Annotated in this window: 15 protein-coding genes; 6 read left to right on the plus strand and 9 right to left on the minus strand. The window is 37.0% G+C overall.

The genetic code is table 11. From position 1 onward, the window contains the following. Nucleotides 1–381: 381 nt before the first annotated feature. Entirely contained in the window at nt 382–1,008 is a 627-nt protein-coding gene (locus ACP6PK_RS20640) for a FeoA family protein (RefSeq protein ID WP_426562211.1), read from the minus strand. 719 nt (nt 1,009–1,727) lie between these two features. On the opposite strand from ACP6PK_RS20640, the gene ACP6PK_RS20645 reads away from it, so the two are divergent. Both ACP6PK_RS20645 and ACP6PK_RS20650 read left to right on the plus strand, forming a co-directional pair. Then, nucleotides 1,728–3,653: a heavy metal translocating P-type ATPase gene (locus tag ACP6PK_RS20645; protein WP_426562213.1), complete on the plus strand. Its 1,926-nt coding sequence runs from the start codon at nt 1,728–1,730 to the stop codon at nt 3,651–3,653. Between the two features lie 737 nt (nt 3,654–4,390). Beyond that, the gene (locus ACP6PK_RS20650) at nt 4,391–6,046 is read left to right on the plus strand and encodes an iron uptake porin (protein ID WP_426562215.1); all 1,656 of its coding nucleotides are present in this window, start codon (nt 4,391–4,393) and stop codon (nt 6,044–6,046) included. A gap of 405 nt (nt 6,047–6,451) precedes the next feature. Here ACP6PK_RS20650 and ACP6PK_RS20655 read toward each other — a convergent pair whose 3' ends face one another. The 6 genes from ACP6PK_RS20655 to ACP6PK_RS20680 form a co-directional block, all read right to left on the minus strand. Next, a complete protein-coding gene (locus tag ACP6PK_RS20655; RefSeq protein WP_094671955.1) occupies nt 6,452–6,631 on the minus strand; it encodes a hypothetical protein in 180 nt (59 codons plus the stop codon). A gap of 684 nt (nt 6,632–7,315) precedes the next feature. After that, a complete protein-coding gene (locus ACP6PK_RS20660; protein WP_426562217.1) occupies nt 7,316–7,447 on the minus strand; it encodes a hypothetical protein in 132 nt (43 codons plus the stop codon). 96 nt (nt 7,448–7,543) lie between these two features. After that, nucleotides 7,544–8,857, minus strand: a complete 1,314-nt coding sequence (locus ACP6PK_RS20665; RefSeq protein ID WP_426562219.1) for a diguanylate cyclase domain-containing protein — start codon at nt 8,855–8,857, stop codon at nt 7,544–7,546. 3 nt (nt 8,858–8,860) lie between these two features. Next, complete coding sequence (locus ACP6PK_RS20670) at nt 8,861–9,253, minus strand: response regulator (RefSeq protein ID WP_094673200.1); 393 nt, start codon at nt 9,251–9,253, stop codon at nt 8,861–8,863. A gap of 35 nt (nt 9,254–9,288) precedes the next feature. Then, a complete protein-coding gene (locus tag ACP6PK_RS20675) occupies nt 9,289–10,545 on the minus strand; it encodes a sensor histidine kinase (protein WP_426562222.1) in 1,257 nt (418 codons plus the stop codon). Nucleotides 10,546–10,647: 102 nt separating this feature from the next. Continuing rightward, nucleotides 10,648–10,908 carry a hypothetical protein gene (locus ACP6PK_RS20680; protein WP_426562224.1) on the minus strand — a complete coding sequence of 87 codons (261 nt, stop codon included), beginning with the start codon at nt 10,906–10,908 and terminating at the stop codon, nt 10,648–10,650. A gap of 944 nt (nt 10,909–11,852) precedes the next feature. Between ACP6PK_RS20680 and ACP6PK_RS20685 the strand changes: the two genes are divergently transcribed. Then, a complete protein-coding gene (locus ACP6PK_RS20685) occupies nt 11,853–13,064 on the plus strand; it encodes a hypothetical protein (RefSeq protein ID WP_426562226.1) in 1,212 nt (403 codons plus the stop codon). 528 nt (nt 13,065–13,592) lie between these two features. Here the strand turns inward: ACP6PK_RS20685 and ppc are convergent. Beyond that, a complete protein-coding gene (ppc, locus tag ACP6PK_RS20690) occupies nt 13,593–16,676 on the minus strand; it encodes a phosphoenolpyruvate carboxylase (protein ID WP_426562228.1) in 3,084 nt (1,027 codons plus the stop codon). Between the two features lie 1,190 nt (nt 16,677–17,866). Then, complete coding sequence (locus ACP6PK_RS20695) at nt 17,867–18,097, minus strand: hypothetical protein (RefSeq protein ID WP_094672357.1); 231 nt, start codon at nt 18,095–18,097, stop codon at nt 17,867–17,869. 406 nt (nt 18,098–18,503) lie between these two features. On the opposite strand from ACP6PK_RS20695, the gene ACP6PK_RS20700 reads away from it, so the two are divergent. From ACP6PK_RS20700 to ACP6PK_RS20710, 3 genes are all read left to right on the plus strand, one after another. Continuing rightward, nucleotides 18,504–19,631 (plus strand): RNA-guided endonuclease TnpB family protein, encoded by a 1,128-nt coding sequence (locus tag ACP6PK_RS20700; RefSeq protein ID WP_426562230.1) that lies wholly within the window; start codon nt 18,504–18,506, stop codon nt 19,629–19,631. A gap of 201 nt (nt 19,632–19,832) precedes the next feature. Then, on the plus strand, nt 19,833–23,048 hold the full coding sequence (locus ACP6PK_RS20705) for a DUF1574 family protein (RefSeq protein WP_426562232.1): 3,216 nt from the start codon (nt 19,833–19,835) through the stop codon (nt 23,046–23,048). A gap of 30 nt (nt 23,049–23,078) precedes the next feature. After that, nucleotides 23,079–23,252 carry a hypothetical protein gene (locus ACP6PK_RS20710; RefSeq protein ID WP_426562234.1) on the plus strand — a complete coding sequence of 58 codons (174 nt, stop codon included), beginning with the start codon at nt 23,079–23,081 and terminating at the stop codon, nt 23,250–23,252. Nucleotides 23,253–24,102 lie beyond the last annotated feature (850 nt).

Genomic DNA, 24,102 nt, shown 5'->3' on the forward strand with positions numbered 1-24,102 from the left:
GTGCATCTGCGGAGCCAGTCCGGGAACTATTTCATCTATTGGACAATAGTTACAGTAGTTTGCGCACGTTATCAAGTGCATCTGCGGAGCAACTCCGAGAACTATATTGCTACTTTCAGACAACAAAGCCCTATCAAATCTTATTTTTGACTTTTAATTTTTAACTTCCGCGTAGTAGGGGGCGAATGCCATTCGCCCCTACAAGGTGGAATCCCACAATTTACAAGACCTAAGCAAATTCTTAGACAATACCCTATCGGTAGGGGGCGAATGCCATTCGCCCCTACAAGATAGCGGTGGAGGGATGCTGAGGAAACCTAACCATATCCAATCGACCAAGAGATGGCGCTTGGTGCGTAAGTCCTGAATTTAGCTACCCATCTAAACAAGCTCAACTATTAAAGCATCTGACTCTTCTTTGCGTAAGCTCAGATGAAAATCTCTGACTAAAATTTCTACTGGGTCTCCGAAAGGTGCTACCCGAATCACCTTAAATTTTATATCAGGAGTCATCCCCATCGACAACAGTTTTTTCTTATAGCCTCGTTTGACTTCGTTGTAACCCACAACTCGGCCTTCAGTTCCCTCTGGCATTTCTCGCAACAATATTGTCTTTGTTTGATTTTTTATGTTTTCTCCTTTAGTTAAAGACTGGTTACTCACTAAAATTTTGTTAGCCATTCCCGCACCCACACCGATCCGGTTATCTTCTATGGCGACTAAAACTGAACCACTAGGTTGGGCGCTGATAATTTGCAATTGAACTCCTGGAGTTAGCCCCATCCCTAAGAGGCGATTAATTCCTCCTTTTCCCTGAAAACCAACTAACCAAACCTTTTGTCCAACTGTTGTTTCTGATAAAGGATAGGAGCTATTATCATTAACTGTTGGCCTAACTTCATCCATATTAATTAGACCGTTACTCGACTCATTGAAAAAGTCAAATTTCCAATCTATGCGATTAGGAGAGATAATTTTTTCATCAGTGTCATTCACTTTCCAATCCATCTCAACCTCCTTAAATACTAAAAATTTTCAATAATTTTAATAATGACAACTTGATTCGATACTTCAAAAACCATTTAAAAAAGCTAGTGCCACTGTACCTCATCAACCACCGAATGCACTGTAAGTCAGCAATTGATTAGGGGAAATTGTGGCCATTAATTTAATATGAACCTTTATTAATTAAAAAGAATTCTTTATAATTAATTAATTAATGACTTATTTTTTCATTAATCGTTGTTATTATATTATCAAAATTCATTGAAGATTTTCGCTGATTAGGTTAAAAAATGATTAAGAAATGGGTCTGAGAATATTAACCTATCCCGCGAATAAAATGGGATTAATCCTACTTTGGTTTGTCACAACCTATTTAGGATTGCTAAGTAGTCGGCGCTAATAAACTTCACTATGTAATGGAATGTTAAAGCACCTAAAACCCTTGAGATTGCTATCCGTTCCGGAATTCTCCGCAAACCTTCCAATGGGTTCCAGTCGCAATGACATACTTTTCATTAATTGATAATTGACAATTACCTCTCCCTAAAAGGGAGAGGATTGACGCTAATCAGGAAAAAATTTATTTTTTTTCCCTTTAAAAGGGGAGGCTTTTAACCTCAATTATTTAATTAATAATTATTAATTATTAATTACCCGGTAAATTCTTTCACATACCTACTTATATGTTGAAAAAAATCTAATCAAAACCATCTTGAATTCCTATGAATCAGAAAAACTTTTCTCTATCTCAATACTTACAAATTGCTCAATATTATCCAGAAGCATTTGCTGCGGGAACCTGTGCTGTACTAATTTTTTTTAGTTGCTTTTGTTTACAAATTAATTGGGTTGGTTTAGCACTATTAATTCTAGCAACAGCTTATGTAATTGGGGGTTATGAAAGTGCTAAAGAAGGTATAACAACTCTCTGGTCAGAAAAAGAATTAGATGTTGATTTATTGATGATTGTTGCTGCTTTGGGAGCTGCTGCTTTAGGCTTATGGCAACAAGAATATCACTTAATAATTGATGGGGGAGTGCTAATTTTAATTTTTGCTATTAGTGGCGCTCTCGAAACTTTTGCTATGGAACGAACTGAACGTAATATTCAAAAATTAATGGCTATTACTCCTGATACTGCCAGATTAATAGTCGATAATCAAGAAACAGAAATTCCGGTTAATCAATTAAAAGTGGGAGATTTTGTCTTAGTTAAACCTGGAGAACTTATCCCGACTGATAGTATTATTATTGAAGGCAGTAGTACCATTAATCAAGCTCCAATTACAGGAGAATCTATACCCGTTGATAAGACTGTAGGAGATGAAGTTTTTGCAGGGACATTAAATGGTAATGGTGTTTTAAGACTACAAGTAAATAAATTTCCAGAAAGTAGTTTAATTCAGCGTGTAATTCGTTTAGTTGAACAAGCAAAAACTGAAACTCCACCATCTCAGAGATTTGTGGAAAAATTTGAGAAAATTTACGCCAAAGTTATAGTTATCTCAGGTTTATTGCTCGGAATTTTACCACCATTTTTATTAAATTGGAGTTGGGAAACGACAATTTATCGAGCCTTAATATTTTTAGTAGTTGCTTCTCCTTGTGCTTTAATGGCATCAATTATGCCTACTTTACTATCTGGCATTGCTAATGGAGCTAGACAAGGAATTTTATTTAAAAATGGTGCTCAATTAGAAATGATGGGAGAAGTCAAAGCGATCGCCTTTGACAAAACAGGAACTCTCACTACTGGTAAACTACAAGTTGTTGATATTATCCCTAAAAAAGGTAAGTCAGAAAATGAAGTTTTACAGTTAGCTGCTGCCCTAGAATCTTGTTCTGAACATCCTATTGGAAAAGCTATTACTCAAGCAGCAATTATAAAAAATATTCAGTGGCAACAAGCAACTAATATCAAAGCAAAAACTGGGGAAGGAATTACAGGTATTGTTGATAATGAAATTATTAAAGTGGGCAAAGAAAATTTGATTAAGTCAGAAGTAAATAACTTTAGTTCCTACTTTTTAGATGAAAGTAATCGCCTCCAAAAAGAGGGGAAAACAATTATTTTTCTCGCACAATCACAAGAAATTATTGGCTTAATATCTGTTGCTGATACTGTCCGTTTAGAAGCTGGTCAAATGATAAATCAACTCAAGTCTATGAATATTAAATCTATAGCTATGCTGACAGGAGATAATCAAAAAACTGCTCATAGTGTTGCTCAAAATCTCGGTATAAATATGGTTTATTCTGAATTATTACCCGAAGATAAATTAACAGTAATTAAGCGCCTGCAACAACAAAATAGAAATGTAGCAATGGTAGGAGATGGTATTAATGATGCTCCCGCTTTATCCCTAGCTACAGTTGGTATTGCTATGGGTAATGCAGGTAGTGATGTTACCTTAGAATCAGCAGATATTGTGTTAATGGCAGATCGGTTAGAAAAATTAGTAGAAGCTATCAATTTAGGTCGTCGCGCTAATCGTATTATTAAGCAAAATATTACTTTTGCTATTAGCTTTATTTTCCTATTATTAGTCGCTAACTTTACTGGAAATATCAATATGCCTCTTGGGGTACTCGGTCATGAAGGGTCTACAGTTTTAGTAACATTAAGTGGTTTACGTTTACTAAAATGATAATTATATAACTAGGGCTTCCTGAAAAAGTCTTATGGGTGAGGGTAGGAGTCAGGAGTCAGGAGTCAGGAGTCAGAATGAATAGGAAATTTAGAGCTGGTAAGAGGAAGAATTATCCCTTGATTTTTCAGCCAATAGTCAACCCAAAATCCTAACTTTTAAGCTCGCTAGAACGAAAACCTTGTACTTTTTCAAGACCTAAAAATGCTGAAACATTTATCTATAGTAGGGGTGGCTTCCGCGTTAAATTAATTAGGCTTAATATTAAATTTAGATTAACCCGCCCCACCCTGCACCTAAATGACCTAATCCACTATTTTAGCTGTGTCAGTTAAATAGTTATTGCTCTGCTGATTAACTATAAAAGCATTTACAGATAAAGGTGTTAGACTTTTTAGGTCTGCAAAAAGTACCCAGTTTTCAGCTCTTTATGCACGGTTCCCGAAAAATCAAAAAGTTAGCATTTTAGGCGCATAGTTGAGCAAAAAAAATTACTCCTGTACGGACGCCCTTATGCAACGTCCCTACCCCCGCTCCCCTACTCTGCTGTAAATTCCGAGGCCATTAATTTTTTAAACTTGACAATTCCAAATTAAGAGTTAATAATAAACAAACTCAATCAGTAAATATCTTCTGACGAGCCTTGTAAAGCAGTCAGCTAGGATTTTATTTGCTTTTTATCCTTTACTTAAGTAGGGATACCACGAACAATTAATTAATAGGTGTGAGAAAACTTAATGAAAATTTTTTTAAATAAAGTTAGAAAATATACCCCTAGTATTCTCAGTGCCACATTATTTATAGCCAATCCTGCCCAGGCTAACCCCCCAATACAAATCGCCCAGGCATTTCGTCCCCTACCAATGGATGACCCCTCATTAGCAATGCCCAGTGTATCTGAGCTAGAAGCAGAAGAAACAATAGATCAAGTAACTTCTGTTTCCCAATTATCAGACGTGCAGCCTACAGACTGGGCATTCCAAGCATTACAATCATTAGTCGAACGTTATGGTTGTATCGCAGGTTATCCCGACGGCACCTACAAAGGCAACCGCGCCATGACTCGCTTTGAATTTGCTGCCGGATTAAATGCTTGCTTAGACAGAATTACAGAATTAATTGCAGCAGCAACTACTAACCTCGTTACCAGGGAAGACTTAGCTGTATTGCAACGCTTACAAGAAGAATTTGCTGCCGAACTAGCAGCATTGCGCGGTCGTGTAGATTCATTAGAAGCACGCACCGCCGAACTAGAAAGCAACCAATTTTCCACTACCACCAAACTCAATGGAGAAGTTCTGTTTTGGTTAAATGATACCTTTGGAGAAAGAGCATCAGGCCGTGGAGAATCTTCTGGCAATGACAAAACCGAGACCTCTCTTTCTTATCGTGTTAGGCTAGAGTTTGAGACTAGCTTTACTGGAGAAGATTTGCTCTTCACTCGTCTACAAGCTAATAATCTTAATGAGTTGAGCGAACCAGAACTCACTAATACCTTAATGACTCTTGCCTCTATTGATGAAGGTGATGGTAGTGATGATTTTGGTATTGATTTGATGTTCTATCAGTTTCCCATTGGCGAACGCGCCCAAGCTCTCATCGGTCCTATTGGAGTTGACCTAGATGACGTTTCTGTAGTTTTAACACCCTTTGCAGATGAAGGGGATGGCACTATCTCTCGATTTGGACGACGCGACCCTACCATGTTCCGAGGTCCAGCTAATGCAGGTGTTGGTTTTAGCTACGCATTTAATGACAAGTTTCAAGTAAATGTAGCTTACTTAGCAGACGATCCGGCGAATCCTCAAGAAGGTGCGGGTGCATTCAATGGTGCTTATAGTGCATTAGGTCAACTTGTGATTGAACCATCAGATAGCTTGGCATTTACTCTAGGTTATGTGCGTAAGTATTGGGGTGACGATGGGGTTGATATTACTAATGGTACTGGTAGTTTTAAAGCTCAAGACCCGTTTGATGGAATAGCTACGACTGCTGATAACGTTGGTTTCCAAGCTCATTGGAGAGTGAATGAAAAGATTGAAGTGGGAGGTTGGTTTGGTTCCACCTGGGCGCGACCTGAAACTGGCAATGATAATGATGATGATGATGTGACTATTATTAATGGAATGTTGTATTTTGCCTTCCCAGACTTATTTAGAGAAGGAAATATGGGTGGTCTAATGGTTGGGGTGCCTCCTATTGTGACTGATGGGGGTGATGATGATGCCTTGAAGGATGATGATACATCTATACATATAGAGGCAATTTATCGTTTTCAAGTTAATGACTTTATTTCTCTGACTCCTGGTTTATTTGTGATTACTAATCCGAATCACGATGATGTTAATGATACTATTTGGGTTAGTACATTCCGGACTCAGTTTAGGTTTTAACTAAAATCGGCGATCGCTAAGATAATTAGGAGCGATCGCCAATTATTGTGATATTATGGTCATCTCAAAAAAAGGACAGGACTTACGCAAATTATTAAATAATACGCTATCTGTAGCGGCGAATGGCTATCTGTAGGTGCGTTTTGCTGCGCGACATATAAAGCAGACCTTTGCGTTAGCACATGGCCATTTCCGTTCCGGAATGCTCCGCAAACGCCCCTACTAGACATGGCGGTTATGCGTAATATCATGTCCGGATGATTAGGTATAAATAAAATATTTCGCGATCGAGAGGATATATTTTAATTTTTCCCCTACTCCCCTACTCCCCTACTCCCCTACTATCTTAAATTATAAGCGTTCAATCGGACATGGTATAAGTCCTGAAGGATTAATTAACATATTTTAATCTTGAGTTGTCCAATGTGCGGTTAAATTTCCATTTTCATCTTTTAACCAAATCATATGTAAACAACTCTTGGACTGTTTTTTAGATGAATTAGCTGGATTTTCTGCTCTTTTTGCTACTGACTCGGAATTAATGGGATGATTTTCAGTAGTTCTTATATTTTTGTTAAATAGCATGATTCTATATCCTTTTACTATAGAGACTAGGAGCTGAGGGAAAATTAATTAGTATTTCTTTCGACTCCCTATATTTTTATATTGACACTCTCCTTCAGTTATGTATGTGATTTGTGCATCTTTTTTCGGTGTTTAAACGGAGATTAAGTAGTGAGTTAAATTTCTATGTTTTAGTGATTTAAGTCATTAAACCAGTTGGAGCAATAATATTTAGTATAGCAATCCTAAATAGGTTGTGATATAGAATCCGGGTAATTAGTTATCGTATCGCTCTAGGAGTCAGAAGTCTAGGGGCGTTTCATGTCGCGCAGCGAAACGGCCGTTAGCTTCGCATAACTATCGTTAACGCCCGTACAGGAGTCAGGAGAAAGAAAAGATTTGAATAGCATGAGTTTTTCAATTCCTATTCATGCTTAACATCTGTATTATAGCAGGGAACAGGGAACAGGGAACAGTTGGAAAAGTGTTTCCGTGGTCTTTGATTCATCATCAGTCTATGTCCTAATCGCCCTGGCTGTTGCTATAAGAGAAAGTAATTTTGCGATTACTGTATAACCGGATTTTATATGACATATCAAAAAGTAAATAAAAAAACTTTCTCTTTCTTCTCCTCCTAACATCAAATCCGGTTAATTGCAGATAGAATCTGTTTATACGATATATGTTTATAATTCTATAATTACTTCAATCTCCCCATCTCTCCATCTCCCCATCTCCGAATCTCCCCATCTCTCCATCTCCCAATCTCCCCATCTCCCCATCTCCCCATCTCCGAATCTCCCCATCTCCCAATCTCCCAATCTCCCAATCTCCCAATCTCCCCATCTCCCAATCTCCCTCCTGACTCCTGACTCCTGACTCCTGACTCCTCCCTAATTATTTATAATTGTTCATCGAGACATGATATTAGCCTCAACAATAATTGTTACGCCCAGCTCTCTTGACTTGGTACAAGGCCGTATCAGCACTCTGAAGTAATGTGCTACTATCTAAACCATCGTGAGGATACAAGGCAATTCCAATGCTCGTTGTGACATTAAAGTGATGACCTTCCAAGATAAATTCTGGCTGCATAGCTTTCATCAATCTATCAGCAATCTCGATCACGTCTTCTCGAAAGTGAATTTGTGGTAAAATAATGCCAAATTCATCTCCTCCCCAACGGGCAATCAAATCAACTTCTCTCAAACAAACGGCAAGACGCTGAGAAACTGTCTGTAACAATAAGTCTCCTACTGAGTGACCGAATGTATCATTAACCTGCTTAAACCGATCTAAATCTAGAAACATTACCCCCATAATTTCTGAACGTTTAGCAGCATGGGCGATCGCTTCAGAAAGTTTCCGATCGAATAAAGCTCTATTTGGCAGGTTAGTTAGAGAATCATGCAATGCTTGATACTCAATTGTTGCTTGCTTTTGCTTTTCTCTAGTCACATCTCGAAAAGTCAAGACCTGACCAACAATTTTCCCTGATAATTTTTGATGCTGGGAATAATATTCAATAACTCTACCATTTTTTAATATTAATAAATCCCGTAGTTTCATATTCTTTTGCATCAGTAATGCTTGAAAGCTGTCCGCATCTGCTTTGATCAAAGCTGCTAAAATCAAATCAATTAGCTTGTGGCTATCACTTATTGCAGTTGAGGCATCTAGCTCCCAAATTTCAGCACACTTTTGATTAAAAATGACCTCTTTTCCGCAACTATCTAGGACAAGGATGCCATTCGCTGTTGCTTCCAGGGTCGATAATAGCAGTGATAAAGAGCTTTCTAACCTAGCATTCATTTCCTTAAGCAGAGCATTTTGTTCAGCAAGTTTTTGTTCTTGAGCAAAGCTTCGTAAAGCTTCAGTAACCGTGAGTATTAGATCATCTTTATCCCAAGGTTTACTGATGTAGCGGTATAAAGCACCAGCATTAACAACATTCCCTACCGAATGAGCATCAGCTTGACCAGTCAGCATAATTTTTAACATTTTGGGATAAAGCTTGTGAAGTTCAATCAACAAAGTATCCCCATCCATCTCCTCCATATTATGATCGGAAATTACCACAGGAATTGGTAAGCTTTCTGCTGTCAATTCTGCACAAAGAGAAAGAGCTTCTGCACCACTTTTAGCTAACTCAATATCATATTCTTTGCCAAAATTGCGCTTGAGTTGCCTCCCTAAAATCTGGAGAATTTCCAACTCATCATCAACACAAATAATGACTCCTTTCATATTCTACTTATTTAAAGCTTGACTAATAATTTGCTGTAATTCGTCCTCTGACCAGGGTTTATAGAGGCAAGCATAAAGATTTGCTTTTTTTTTTGCCCGCTCAATAGCCTCCTCGTCAGCTTGCCCAGTTAGCATCACGGTGACAATTTCTGGAAACCGTTGATGAACTTGAGTTAAAAATACATCGCCTTTGGTATTAGGCATTAGCCAATCAGAAACAATGGCCAAAATTTTCACGCCTTCCTCTTCCAACTCATCAATCACATCCCACGCTTCTTCAGCACTTTGGGCCATCTCATAAATATATTTGTTGCCAAACCCACGTTGGAGTTGTTCTTTAAGAGCTTTGAGAATAGGCATTTCATCATCAACACAAATAATTGCTATTTCAGACATACTTCACCTTTCTAGATACTTTATAATTAGAAAGTTTAAGAGTTACCAAGGGGCAACCCTATATAAAATACAGTATCTCCGGGTTGGCTGTCCACTTTTATATATCCCTGATGTTTGTCAATAATTTTCTGGCAAATATGGAGTCCCAAACCACTCCCTTCACCTGCTGACTTGGTGGTAAAAAAGGGGTCAAAGATTTTGGGCAGTACATCCGGGGGAATTCCTAATCCGGTATCTTTGATAATCACCTGAACGCCATTTTCCTGTTGATGGGTGCTAATAGTCAGTGTCCCTCCTGATTCCATAGCATGAATTGCGTTATGAATTAGATTTGTCCAGACCTGAATTAGTTCGTCTGGATATACCCAGATTTTAGGAATATCCTGATAATCTCGAATCACATTAATACTCCGTTTCAGTTGATTGTGATAAATTTCTAGTACAGTTTCTAGCCCATTAACAACGTTTATCAATTCCTTTTGGCCATTGGGTTGAAAACGAGCATAGCTTTTGAGGGCAAAAATTGTCTTAGAGGAGCGTTCAACGGCGCGGAGAATAATCTGATTATTAGAAAAGGAGGAAGCCAAATTGTAGGCGAACTCGATCGCCCATTCTCCATATTCACCTTTAAGCAAGGGCAACCACAAATTAGATATTTCGGGAACCCCTATGTCTGCTAAGAGATTCCCAATATATCTAGCATTTTCAATGTCATGCTCTTTAAGTTGGGTAATAATTCTACGCTTGAGGGCGCGAGCTTCGGAAGAGTCAATTGAAGGTTGGCTTTCGAGTGCTTGAGTGATGAGGAGAAAAAGGCTATCTTTTTCTTTAGGACTAAGACGTTGATGTAAATGGGGGAGTTCATTCAGGAATTCTTTTAAAGCCTTATCAGTATTATTTGCTGAGGCTTGAATTGCCCCAAGAGGGTTATTAATTTCATGGGCAACCCCTGCAATTAGTTGTCCTAAAGCAGCCATTTTTTCCCGTTGAATTAATTGGTCTTGTGCTTGTTCAAGATCGATTAAGGCAGTTTTTAACTGTTGATTTTTATTCAACAATCTTTGACTATATTTATAGGATAAAATACCAATTACAAAGGCTGCCATAGTTAAAGCAAAGCTTGTGCCTACATCGGCAAATTGTCTTGCCTGCTTATGTTTGTTTGCATACCTTTTTTCTAGTATGTTAATTTCAGCGTATAGCTCATCGAAAATTTCATCAATTTGAAAAGCATTAATTTGTTTAACCTCGGCAATTTTTTTCTGAGCAATTAGTTCCCAAGAATGGTTCATTATATTGTCATAAATGATATATAAATCCCAGAGTTTCTTGAGATTATCCTGTTCTTTAAGTTGCCTAATTTCTGCAATAATAATGTCAGTGCTTTCTCTATTTTATGCAAGTTCTTCTGTTAAATTTTCGTCAATTTCACCTTTGGAAATTCCCTCCCATTCTAGAGAATTAAGTCTGCTGACTTGTTCCTTTAATTTAGTCAAGAGTAGTCTAGCATTGCCACTCTCTTCTGTCAGATTATTCAGTTGATAAATTACAGTTGCACTGGCGATCGCTAGTATCATTGCCCAGCCAAATATAAATCCTGCTGAGTATTTGGACTTAAGCAGGGGTAAAGAGGAAATCTGTGGTAAATTGAGCATACTTTAAAGTTTTGTCAAATTATCTATACATACTAATCCTATTTCAGTTTTAACATTTCGATAGTGGCTAAGAGTTATAATTCAGGTAAGCTAACCATTATATTTACTAAGTTAGGAGTAATAATTTTAAAAATTTTCTGCGAATATTTACTCTGCTTAAATTATCAAAAAAAATCAGCGATTAATCAAGTTATATCATGTCCGTTCAATAATTGATAATTGATAATTACCTCTCCCTAAAAGGGATAGGATTGACGAATCAGGAAAAGATTTATTTTTCTTGGTCGATTAGATATGGCGTTTCGGCTGTCGCCGACATATAAAGCGGAGCGGCTCTGCAAGAGCGGGTTTCCTCGCCATCTCATCCTGACTGACTGCTCCGCAAACGACCGCTTTTTTCCCTTGAAAGGGGAGGCTTCAAGGCGTGAATTATCTAATTATTTAATTGTTTAATTATTAATTATTTCGGTAAGGGCGAAGGTCAGGAAGAAAGAATACCAAAGTTTGAAGAAGCTTTAAGAGAAGCTAAAATTAAATATGGTAGATATTTCCCCGTATTTTACACCAACAATACCAACGGACATGGTATTAATTTAAAATATTTTTCAATACACTATAATAATTTTCATTACTTAAAATAATCAGGAAAAACTAGAGGTAATTTTAATATATAGTAGTTTGGTTTTAAATGTAATAAAACGTCTCATTTCTCTAAGGCTACAAAAAACTATCAAATTGTTGCCTATTTCCAGTTGATTTGTTGCCTTTTTGCAGCCGAAATGTATTATTTTCGCAAAAATGAAAAATGTTATAGTTATAGTAGGAATATTACTTAAGAAAGTTAACTAGGGATTAGCTTTTAGCAGCTCTGGGTTTAAATCCCCGGTCTTACGTTTACTGCTGACTGCTGACCGCTGACCGCTGACCGCTTTTTAAATCAAATTATGGAAGATATCAACGACCAAATTCTCAATATGGTGGCAGACTTTTTTGGCAATTTTGGTCAAAAAGAAGCCTTGACTCTACTACTAGCAATGGACAGAGAAAAAGTCTACAACGACTTCTTAAAAGCTGAAGCTGGTTTTAATGGTTATAAACTAGCTATTCTAGATAAAGGTATTAAAAATTCTCCCTATCAAAACCAGGTAGAAAATTATCCAGAACATTTAAAAATTCTGCCTAGTTTAGCTATCCCAGGAGCAAAAGCTTTTCCCCATGTTGGTGAACTACCTAACATTGATGAACAGAGTCTTAGCTTTATTCATTCTGATATTAAAGAAGCCTGTATTTCTCTAGCTGGTACTGCAGGGGGACCCTTTAAATCTCGTTGGTTAGGTAGAAATTCTCTGGATAAATGTCAATATTGGAGTTCAACTAAAATTATTCCAGTTTTAAATGTAATTTGTTCCCTTAATAGCGATATTAATACTTGCAAAGTTCGAGGTGATGGGAAAAATTTAGAGTTTAATCAAGTTGTAGAAGACATAGTTACTTACGCAGAAAAAGTCGGTAGTTCTAATGCTTTATCAGCAATGTTGAAATGTTTCCAAACCTATGTAGGTTTAGAATCATGGATGAAAGAAATTACAGGTAATAATCATACAGAATTTCAAGGTTTATATGGTGAAGAACCATTTATTATGTCTCCCGAAATTGTGCAAGACAATCAAGTTTTATTAAGTGCAGCATCAGAAAGTAAAAAGCGAGAAGACCAAACAGGAGAAAATACTGTTACTGCTTATGACTTAACTAGAATTATGTCAATGATAGGGTGGTATTATCATTTGCCAGAGCCAGCAAAACTACCAGGAATGTCTTGGAAAAATTTGCAACCTTTTATTAGGAATGCTGGCAAAGATAGCGCTCGTTATGTGGATGTTGCTCTAGAAAAATTGGGGATTCAAAGTAGTATTAAATCTCCTGTTATTTTATCTAAATTAGGTTTTGGATATAGCAGCAGTCGTCAACGTACAGAACTGACTTATACTTGTTTTACTCAGTTTGAATATCAGGGAAAAGTTAAGTCTATAGCTATGACTTTGCGGGGTGCAAGAGCGTTAGGAGATTTTGATAAAGAAGCAGTAGAAATAGATGCTCGGATGGCAGCAGAAGTAACAGAAATTCTCAGACGTTTAGTAGTAGATGAACTGGGATAAGGAAGTTAGAATTTAGAATTTAGAATTTAGAATTTAGAATTCAGAAGTCATATAAAATCCGGATAATTACTATATCTAAGTCATTGCGACTGGAACGGAGTGGAAGGAAGCAATCTCCGCGCACCCCTGAGATTGCTTCCGCTTCGTCGCTGCGGACGACTCTTCTACCAGATTCTATATCAGAAGTCATATAAAATCAGGTTATACAGTAATTGCAAAATTACTTTCTCAACTGACAGATGTTGTATTGAATACGGATTTAAAAATTCAATAGTTCAAATACTTTCTTTCTCGTGACTCCTTACTCCTGACTCCTCCTAACTTAAGCAATATATAACTGTTTAGCACCGGATTTGATATAAGTGCTATTCATTAAAGTCGAGAGGAAATTGATAATGGATAATTATTTATAGTTGGAAATTATTGTACTAAATTGAAAACTTTTTATTTACAAAAAGCTTACTTTTTGTTCAGAGTTCAGCCAACTCTTTCATTATCCATTATCAATTATCCATTATCCATTACCTATCAACCTGTATTCCGCATACCAGCAGCAATACCATTAAGAGTCAACAAAGCACCACGCAATAACTCACTCTTACTATAACGAGAATGAATTACACCAGGGGTACCCGTATCATGCTGGCGCAGACGTTTCAACAACGCCACTTGCAACATACCCAGAGGAATAATAGTCGCATTCCGTAATTGTACAGAACGCTGTAAGTCTGGTTCTCCATCCAAAGGTCGCTCATGACCAGAAATTTGTAGCACTAAATCCCGTGTTAAACGATATTCAGTCGCAATTTGCTCAAACAACTGCTCAAACCGTTCTTTGTCTTCTGGTTTAGATAACTCTCGCACATAATAATGAGCAATTTGCAAATCTACCTTAGCCAAAGTCATCTCTACCTTAGAAATAACAGTAGTGAAAAACGGCCACTTCAGATAAAAATATTGCAAAAGTTTCAGGTGTTCTTCTGGTGCTTGTTCCACAAACTCTTGTAAAGCAGTTCCCACCCCATACCAAGCAGGTAAGAGGAAGCGACTTTGAGTCCAACTAAATACCCAAGGAATTGCCCGTAAACCAGAAATTGTCTTCTTCTTATCATTCTTCCGACGAGCTGGACGGGAACTAATTTGTAGTTGACTAATTTCCTGAACTGGTGTAACTTGATAGAAAAATTCAACTAAATCCTCTTGTTCATAAATCAGATTTCGGTAATGAGTTCGCGATCGCACGGCAAACTCTTCCATAATCTCATTCCAGCTTTCAATTTCATCAAACCCCGTATGTAGCAAACTAGCTTGAATCACCGCAGTAGTAACATTTTCCAAATTAGACATTGCTAACTGAGGCAGAGAATATTTAGAAGCTAGCACCTCACCCTGTTCAGTAATCTTAATCCGACCACTAATACTCTTACCAGGTTGAGCCAAAATCGCTTTATAAGCAGGACCGCCACCGCGTCCTACAGAACCACCACGACCATGAAATATCCGTAAGGCAATACCATATTCCTCACCTATCTTATATAAAGCTTTTTGAGCCTTATGAATTTCCCAGTTACTACTCAAGAACCCAGAATCCTTATTACTATCAGAGTAACCCAACATCACCTCTTGCAAATAAGGAGTTTCTAAGTCAGACTTTGGTTCTTCTGGCAATTTATCATACCCACCAGCAAGTGCAGCTCGATATAGAGGCAACTTAAATAAATCGTTCATTACCCTGGGAGCATTTCTCAAGTCTTCCACTGTTTCAAACAGAGGCACTACCTGAATACTACTTGCACCAGTCGCCGGATCGTAAAGTCCTGCTTCTTGAGCTAACAACAATACTTCCAATAGATCGCTAACATCGCGACTCATACTAATAATATAAGTTTGGCAAATTTCTTGACCAAACTCTACCTGTAGTTGTCGCAGCATTCGGAAAGTATTAATAATTTCACAAGTTCTCTCCGAAAAAGGTAACTCTGTAGGAATTAAAGGGCGACGAGTAGGTAACTCTGTTGATAACCACTCAGTCCGCTCTGCTTCCGACATTTCTATATAAGGTTTAGGCAAAATTTGTAAATATTCAGTAACTTCCTGAATTACAGCCTCATGTACAGAAGATTCCTGACGGATATCAAGTCGCGCCAAATTAAAACCAAAAATTTCTACCTGGCAAATCAGATTTTCTAAGTCACTAGAGTTTAAGCTAGTTTCTTCCAGGTTACGCTGAATTAGTTGCAACTCCGCTAGAAACTCTGAACTAGAATGATAAATACCTGTTGTTTCTTGACGTTGAGAGAGAACTTCCTTTTCTCTTTGAACTTCATCACCATTATATAAACGCAAGTTGCGATCGCGAGTATTTTCTAAACGCTTTTTCACATAAGACAACTTCAAGCGATAAGGTTCTTGGCGATAGCGAATTGCCCATTTCTCATATACTTCTGACATTTGCAAATGGTCGCGATCTAACGAGTCCAGCAATTCTGGTAAAACATCACTCCAATGCAAAGACAAACTCAAAAGTTCTATCAGGCGATCGACAGACTGGATATATTTATCCAAGACTATCTGACGTTGATAGCAGGCAGTTTGCCAAGTAACCGGTGGTGTACAAAAAGGATTTCCATCACGGTCTGCTCCCACCCAGGAACCAAACTTACAAAAATTGTAACTTGGTGGTTTCAGGTAAGGGAAAGAACTATGTAATGCTTGCTTAAACCTACGATGCAGTTGGGGAGTAGCATCAAACAAAACTTCGTTAAAATAATGAAGAGTAGTTTCTACCTCATCTAGAACAGTAGGTTTAAATTGGTGTAGTTCATCTGTGCGCCACCACAAAAGAATTTCTTCTGTTAACTGTTCTTTGAGAGATTCTGTTTCCCAAGATGAAACCCAAGAACTTTCCTCTTCTCCATTTACCTGTAGTTCAGAAAAGCTTTCATCTACCCGATCTAATTCTTGGAGAATTTTGGCAATGCGTCGTTGTTTTGTTCTAATTGTACGACGAACAATTTCTGTAGGGTGTGCTGTAAATACTAAACGGATATCTAAGTTATCGATTAATCGTTGAATTAATTGATATGGTACATTGAGAGTTTGTAGTAGAGGAAATAGATAATGAAATGTACCCTCTCCTTCTGGTTTAGTTCTGTTATCGTTCCATATTGGTATACTTCCAACCCGCAGCGAACAACTCTCACCATCCTTAGCTACATCGTCTTTAAAGATTAGTTTTCCTGAACTGTTGTTGTGAGAATAAGCTAGTTGTTGAATTCTTTGCTCATAATGTTGTTCTACAATATTGATCAGCTGAAAATATATAGCAAAAGCCCGGGCAGCTCTAATTGCATCTTTGAGTTCTAGTTGTTCAATCAGTTGTTCAATTTCTGAACCTATAAAATTAGGAGCTTGTCCTTCTGGAGAATGAGCCGAGCGCATCTTCTGGAGTGTATCCACCAATTCTTGGCCACATTCTTGCCTTAACACCAACTCCCACAAATCTTCAACTATTTTAATTCGATTACGCAGAAACCGATCCGAAGCTGTCATCGGGTCATTTTTCAACCCTGATTCTAGCATTGTCTGTTCTGAGTGTAATAGTGAATTCATATTACCTGTTCCTCTGTAACTACTAACATCAAAAATAAATGTATTTTTTGATACTGTTTCCCCATTAGACGGGATTTAACAGTACCAATGTCTCAAAATAGCCTGTAGTAATATTTTTTTTGTTTAATCTATAGTTAATATCTCCCTAATTGCTAATTAGATTTTCCTATCCAACTTTTTAATAAAAAAGAAATTTACTTCCTGGTTCCACTTATTGCAGGAGAGGAGCAAATAAGGGAAAGCATAGGCTCAAGAGTAGTTAGTCTTTATTTATAAATATTCTCTCAAATTTCCCTTAAACATCGAGAGATTAGTGTTTTTTTTATACTGCCCAAAAATTTGTTACATTACTTTTAAGAATATTTCAATTATAGACTTACCTATTTTTGTAGTATAGTTAAAATTTAGTCTTCTAAAAGCCCACATTAAACTGTCAAAACACTTGTAATTACTACATCACTACACCAGTACGATACTAATTTTATTAATGTTTTCCTAATATTTGAGACTATTCTTTAGTTATAGTTTTTTCCCAATATTATAAATTTTCGGTCATTGAGAGACTCCAGAATTATGTACTTGCTTTTAACAACTGGATGGAAAGGAAAGGAGCAATGTTTAACCTATTGGATTTTTTCATTTAAAATGGTGCAATAGTAGGGGCGGGTTTCAACGGAAACTTTCATGCTTACTCTAAGATTTACATAAACCCGCCCCTAGGACGGTGCGTGATATCATTGGGGGCGGGTTGATCTGACTCAATGTGAAAACTCGTTGTACGGACGCCCTTATGCAACGTCCCTATGGTGAAACCCGCCCCTGCCGAAGCTGATTCCCTAATCAACTATTTTAGTTGAAACGGTCCACTATAGTCAAAAATTTGTGATAATTTAAGACCTTGTATGCGACTAGGGAGTGAATCAACTAATCAATACTAAAAGTAGCCTCAATGGTATGCCTGATGGGAGACAGTAGTGATAATTGATACCAGAAGGCTTCTTCATTCCAATTATTTTGATAAATTGAACTTCTGACTTCTTCAAAGCTTCTTGATTAAAATAAACAGGACTTACCCAAGAGAACTAAGAAACCTTGTTTTTTTGTAGATATCTATATGTTCAAACCAAGGATTTATCTTAGCAACCGGGTTTTGTGTTTGTAAGTCCTAATAAAAATAAAATCAAATAAAATTATGACTCAGATGGATTTTGGGGAAAATTAAGCATTGGTAGGCGATCGCCCCGGAATATTTCCTCACTATACATTCCAACTTCTGATAATAACTCATTAATGGCTTTATTGCCCAACAAACCCAGCACAACAGGACCAGTGGCCAAGCTAAGGACAATATCTGAGGAAATTTTCCAACTAGGGGTTGTAAGTGTAGGATTTTCAGAAGAATTTTCTCGAAAAGATTGCATTTGTATTACCTCATTGATATACTTTCAGACTTCAAGGCGCGGATATTTTCCGAATAATATTTTTTGTTAACTGAGTCCACTAATTATATTTGACTATACTTGCCTATAAAGTTTGTAATACTAGGTAGATTACCTAGTTTTTAAGGTAATAGATTAGCCAAATAAGAAAGACTGATGACTCAATGCTAATTGGTCTATATTTTATAGTATAATAGTTAACCTATAATTTTTAGCAATATTCTACTGATTTGAGCAAAAAGCTTTTCTTTATCTCTATTGATACGCTACAAAAGTTAGCTAAGAAGATGAGAGCTAGGCGGTTTTAACCCCTCGATGAAATATGAGCCAAGGGATTCCCATTCGTAGTATCCTACACAAGTGTGTAGGGTTATCTTATCATTATCCTATGAGTAAATTAACTTTGACACTCAAACTACCTTTTTATCGGCTTAATGCTTGTAAGGCTGCTGAATTCGAGCGATTAACTTTGCTCAATACTGAAGTGGCTAACACATTGCTCAGGGTCGAGAAATCAGAGCGTCGCAAGTATACAAGCAAAGATTTTCATCATGTGGAAATAGGTTCAATGTGGATTAACCAAACTATTCGTAATACCTGCGCTCAGACTAAGGTAAAAAAATTTAAACGCTTACCAATAGAACTCAATAACCAAGGATATAGGGTTAGTCGTCAAGGTAATTTATTTACTGTTTCTCTGAGTCTATACCGTGGCCAGAAAAAACGAATACCTCTGGCAGTTCATTCAGCTTCACACCAAGAAACTTTAGCTCATATTATTAATGGAGAGGCGCTCTTAGGGTCTCTGAAAATCTCAAAATCTAGAAAAGGTATTTGGTATGCTCTAATTTCGGTATCTATGGATGTTCCGGATGCAGAATTAGTTAATGGCTGGATTGGAGTTGATAGAGGACAAAATAATATTGCAGTAGCAGGATTACCCAATAGTTTTGGCAAGTTTTGGAGTGGTAAACAAGTAAAAAGTTTGAGGCGTAAATATCAAAAGTTACGCTCCTTACTCCAAGAATCTAAAAAGCTTAGGAAAGTCAAAGAGATAGAAAGACGTGAGCGTAGAATTATGACTCATATAAATCATGTAATTTCCAAGCAATTAGTACAATTTGCCCAAGATTATAATATGGGATTACGGTTTGAGGATTTGTCGGGCATTAGACAATCGTCACTTCAGCGCCAGAAAATCAAGTCTGATGCTAGTCAAAACCGAGACTATTGGGCCTTCTATCAGTTAGAGTTATTTACTAGCTACAAAGCTGTTAGAGCAGGTGTACCAGTAGAGTCTGTACCCGCTCCATATACCAGTAAGTCAGACCATCGTAACGGTGTAATAGGTAAACGGGTAAAGCATACTTTCACAGGTGTTGATGGTTATACTTGTAATGCCGATTGGAATGCCTCTCAAAATATTGGTCAATGGTTAGGTTTTTCATGTCCTATAAATCTATGCCTCCGGCAGGCTTCGCCAACAGAAAGCTGTATCTGTAATGGATGGGGTTGATTTTCAGGTAGGGGTCAATGACAGTCCCTAAACTGATGAGAAGTTAAAACAGGCGGATTTATCCCCTGTTTTAACAACCTTTGCTCCGCAATGCTGACGCAAACAGAATCCACGCGGATTTATCCCGTGGAGTGTCAAATTCCAAAATGTCACCAATGAATAGTTAGGCCAATCAAGGGAGTCTCCCAAACTAAGGAGAAGATGAAAGGGAATAAAATAATATCGACCGAAAATAGATCCCCCCTAGGAATTTGGGCACAGAAAGCCTTGGGACTTCCAGAAGTACAGGTACAAGTAAGATTGCGGGGCAATCATTTACATATCCTCTGTGAAGCCGAAAAATGTCCCGAAATGAACTTTGCCCTAAGTCAGTTTTCCCAGGCACTGAGTCAGATCGATATAGAGTCTCTATTACCTCCTAATCAACCTCGGATTTACCAGATGTTTCTGTGTGGCCGTACTTTAGGAAGGAGGCGACCTGACTGGACGGTAAAACTTGATGGTAATAAGGTAGCAACTCAGAGTCAGAGGGTAAATACTCCTGCCAATTCCGATGATTCAGGAACTAATTCCGACCTAATATCTAATTATGTTTCTCCTCAAAATTACTCACCAAACGATCCTAGTAGTCAAACTTTACCTGAAGAAGAATTAACCAAAGTTGGTGCTGGGCAATCTTCTAAATTGGATATCCAGGATAATATTGCCTCTGAACTGCTGTTAACTCCTCCAAAGGATTCTATCTGGACAAATGACACATTAAACCATCTCAACTTTTCATCACCACAGTTAGATTCAGAGAGCTTTTCTCCCACTGAACCACAAAATTCTAAATTAGAAACACAGCTAGATAAGGTCAAAGAATCTGAGCAATATCTACTAGATTCTCCTCTCACAGTTTCTTCTCAAAAATTAGCTGAATATGGCCATCCAGATGCAATTGCCAGTTATTTGAGTGAAATTTTAGGGGAGTTAGGGGTCTCTGTAAATGTCAATATTCGAGAAAGACAACTTAAGGAAAAATTAACAGAAACTACCCCAAAATCAGAGGATGCTGGTAAAAATTCTAAATTGAAAACCCAAAAAATATTATGGGTATCCTGTGAAGCAGCTTATAGTCCAGATCCATCTCTTTTGGCGGAACCAATTACCCAAAAGTTACGAGACCTCAAGCTTAAAGATTTCCATGAAGCTTTAATTTCTCTACTCGTTCAGGGTGAAACGACACCTGACTGGATGTTGCGGGTGGATCTAACTCCACCTAATTTAATGCTACAGGAATGGGCGAGTTGGGGGGATGTAGCAGCCATTGAACGGTTGCTTAAACAAAAGTTGGCTACCCTGGGAGTGGATATTCGAGCTACTTTAAAAGAATCAACCTTACATTTATTCTGCACTAATACTGATAATTCTAGCCAACAAGCTCCAGAAAAAGAGAAAATCAAAGAGGCGATCGCTAATAAATTAGCAAAAATTCTACCAAGAGGTATCCAAGCAGCTACCATCTATGGTTGTATTCTTGATGAAACCAACCATAAAAAATCAGAGTCACCTCAATGGATAGACTGGTTGAATTTACCAGCATCGGAAAATCCCGATCTATCTGCTAGTCCTAAAGTTTTGGCAAGTCAGGGAAACCATGAAGCAATTAGTTTTCTGTTAAATAGATTACTTAATCCCAACCTCGACCAAAGATTGCAAACAGGAGGTATCCGGGTATTAATATTACCCAAGCAAGAATTATTGCACGTTATGAGCGAAGCTCCTACCTGTCCTTCTCAATCTTTAGTAGGACCTATTATCGTCAATTTCTTGCGTCAACTTGAAATTCCTGGAGTTAATGGGGTTAGAGTATACGGTCGTCGTGCTGGTCAAAAATTGCCTTTGTGGCGCTACGGGATTAATTTTACTGGGAGAAGTCGCCAGCATTCTGAACAAACTCCAGAGTTTGCTGCTTCTACAGAAATGGATTTTTTATTGGGCAAAACAGCAGATCGTGTTTTCCTCAAGTTAAAACCACAAACGACTGAAAAAACTGACTCAAAACTGTTACTTCCTGAGAGGTATACACTTACAAAACAACTTTGTACAGGTATCCAACAATTACTTATTGGTTCTCGTTTATTTATTCCTAATGAAGAAGAATCTACAAAAATCACTAATTCATTAACATATAATACTCGTAGTTATGGTAAATGGGTTGCTGCTATTGCTTATGCTGCTCTGGGTATTTTCTTGACAGTTCAAACTGATTTAAAAGTAGGTGGAATATTAGAAAGAATTCCAGATGTTTCTCTGTCTGGAAATTTTTGTCAAGGTCCGAATTGTCAAACTCCTACAGAAGAAATTTTAGATAAAAATGCAACTTCCGAATTAACGACTTATCCTACTTTTAATAGCCCACAATTAGATGAACAATTAGTTCGTTATCAACAATATTTACAAGTAGAAAAAAAACCACCAGATATTTTAATTGTTGGTAGTTCTAGAGCATTAAGAGGAGTTAATCCGACAGTGCTTGAGGAAAGTTTAGCAAATTCAGGATATTCAAATTTAAGAATTTATAATTTTGGGGTAAATGGAGCAACTTCTCAAGTAGTAGATTTGATTGTACGTCAAGTTTTACCACCAGAACAATTGCCAAAATTAATTATTTTTGCTGATGGAGTTCGCGCTCTGAATAGTGGTAGAGTCGATAGAACTTTTGATATTATTGCTAGTTCTGAAGGTTATGAACAAGTGGATGCTGGCACATTTGCAATTGGGAATAATATATCACACGTTTCGGTTAATTTTGGCTTGAATAAATTTAAACAAATATTCAAAAATATTGAAGAAAAAACTGAGGAAATATCAGTTACTTATCAGCAGCGCGATCGCCTCAAAAGTTTAATTATGTCAATTATCAATAATCCGACAAATTGGGATTTTTTGCATCAGCAAGAAAACCAGGCATTAGCAGCAGAAGAACCTCAAGAGTTAGACCAGTTTCAACCCAATGGTTTTCTGCCAATTTCCATTAAGTTTGAACCAGAAAATTACTATCAAAATTATGCTAAAGTTGCTGGTGACTACGATGCTGATTATGCAGACTTTCAATTAACAGGAAAACAAACAAAAGCACTGAAAAATTTACTAGAGTATACTGAGTCAATAGGGATTAATTTTGTCTTTGTAAATATGCCTTTAACTACAGCATATTTAGACGAAGTACGAACTGCTTATGAACAAAAATTTCAGGAATATATGCAGCAGTTATCTTGGGAGTATTCTAATTTTGTTTTTCGAGATTTAGGTAGTGCATGGCCAGAAACTTATAGTAACTTTTCTGACCCTAGTCATCTGAATCTTTACGGAGCGATCGCCGTTTCTCAAACATTAGCTGAAGATGATATTATTCCTTGGCAAAAACCTTAAATTTCAAGAATTAAGAATTTAGAATTAAGAATGCGCGAATTACCTCTTATTGAAAAGAAGAGGATTGACGAACAGGAAAATTTTTATTTATTATCCCTTATCCAAGGGGAGGCTTTAAACCACAATATTTCGGTAAAAATCATTCAGCCCTCACCTATTAACTTACAGCGCTACATGATTGATAAACCACATCGTCACAACTAAAACCTTGTAGGGAGGTTCCATGGAACCTCCCTACGGGAGTGTGGGAGGTGGGGGGAGAGGAAAAGTAGCGATAATCTATACTAACTAACTAATAATTGTTAAAAACAGACTTTAAATTTTGGTAAATACTGAAGTGTTGAAGTATAGCTAAAGTATAGCATTAATGCATGGTAATTGGTATTACACAGTACAATGTATTTCTGTCATTGCGACCGACAGGGAAGCAATCTCGTGAAATCTCTGAGATTGCTATCCGTTCCGGAATTCTCCGCAAACCTTCCACTTCGTTCCAGTCGCAATTACTTGGCTATATTCAATAATTAATAATTAATAATTAACTCAAAATCAATTAATATTTTATGGCCATCAAATGTTGGCACTTGATGATTTTTTGAATTATTATAGAAAACAGGAAACCTAATTTTATTAACTTAAGTAAAATGGGAAAAGATTCAAAGATTTAACAAGAGTATTAATAACTCAATATTTAATTATAATATTGGACGGAAACAGCTAATTTTGTACAATTAGATTATCGGGTAGGTAGATCGGATTCTTTCAATTGAATCGCGATCTTATTAATTTTAAGGAAAACCTGACTTGACTATATTCAATAATTAATAATTAACAATTAATAATTAATAATTAATAATTAGCTCAAAATAAATTAATCTTTTTTGACTACTAAGATATTGGCAATTGATAAATTTTTGAATTATTATAGAAAACAGGAAACCTAAGTTAAGAAAATCAGGTAGGGTAATTAATAATTAACAATTAATAATTATTAATTACCAAAAAAAAACGTCTAAAACCTCCCCCTTTTAAGGAGATAAAAAAAGAGAATATT

The sequence above is a fragment of the Dapis hubbardiae BLCC-M172 genome (assembly GCF_050016015.1).
Lineage (GTDB): Bacteria > Cyanobacteriota > Cyanobacteriia > Cyanobacteriales > Microcoleaceae > Trichodesmium.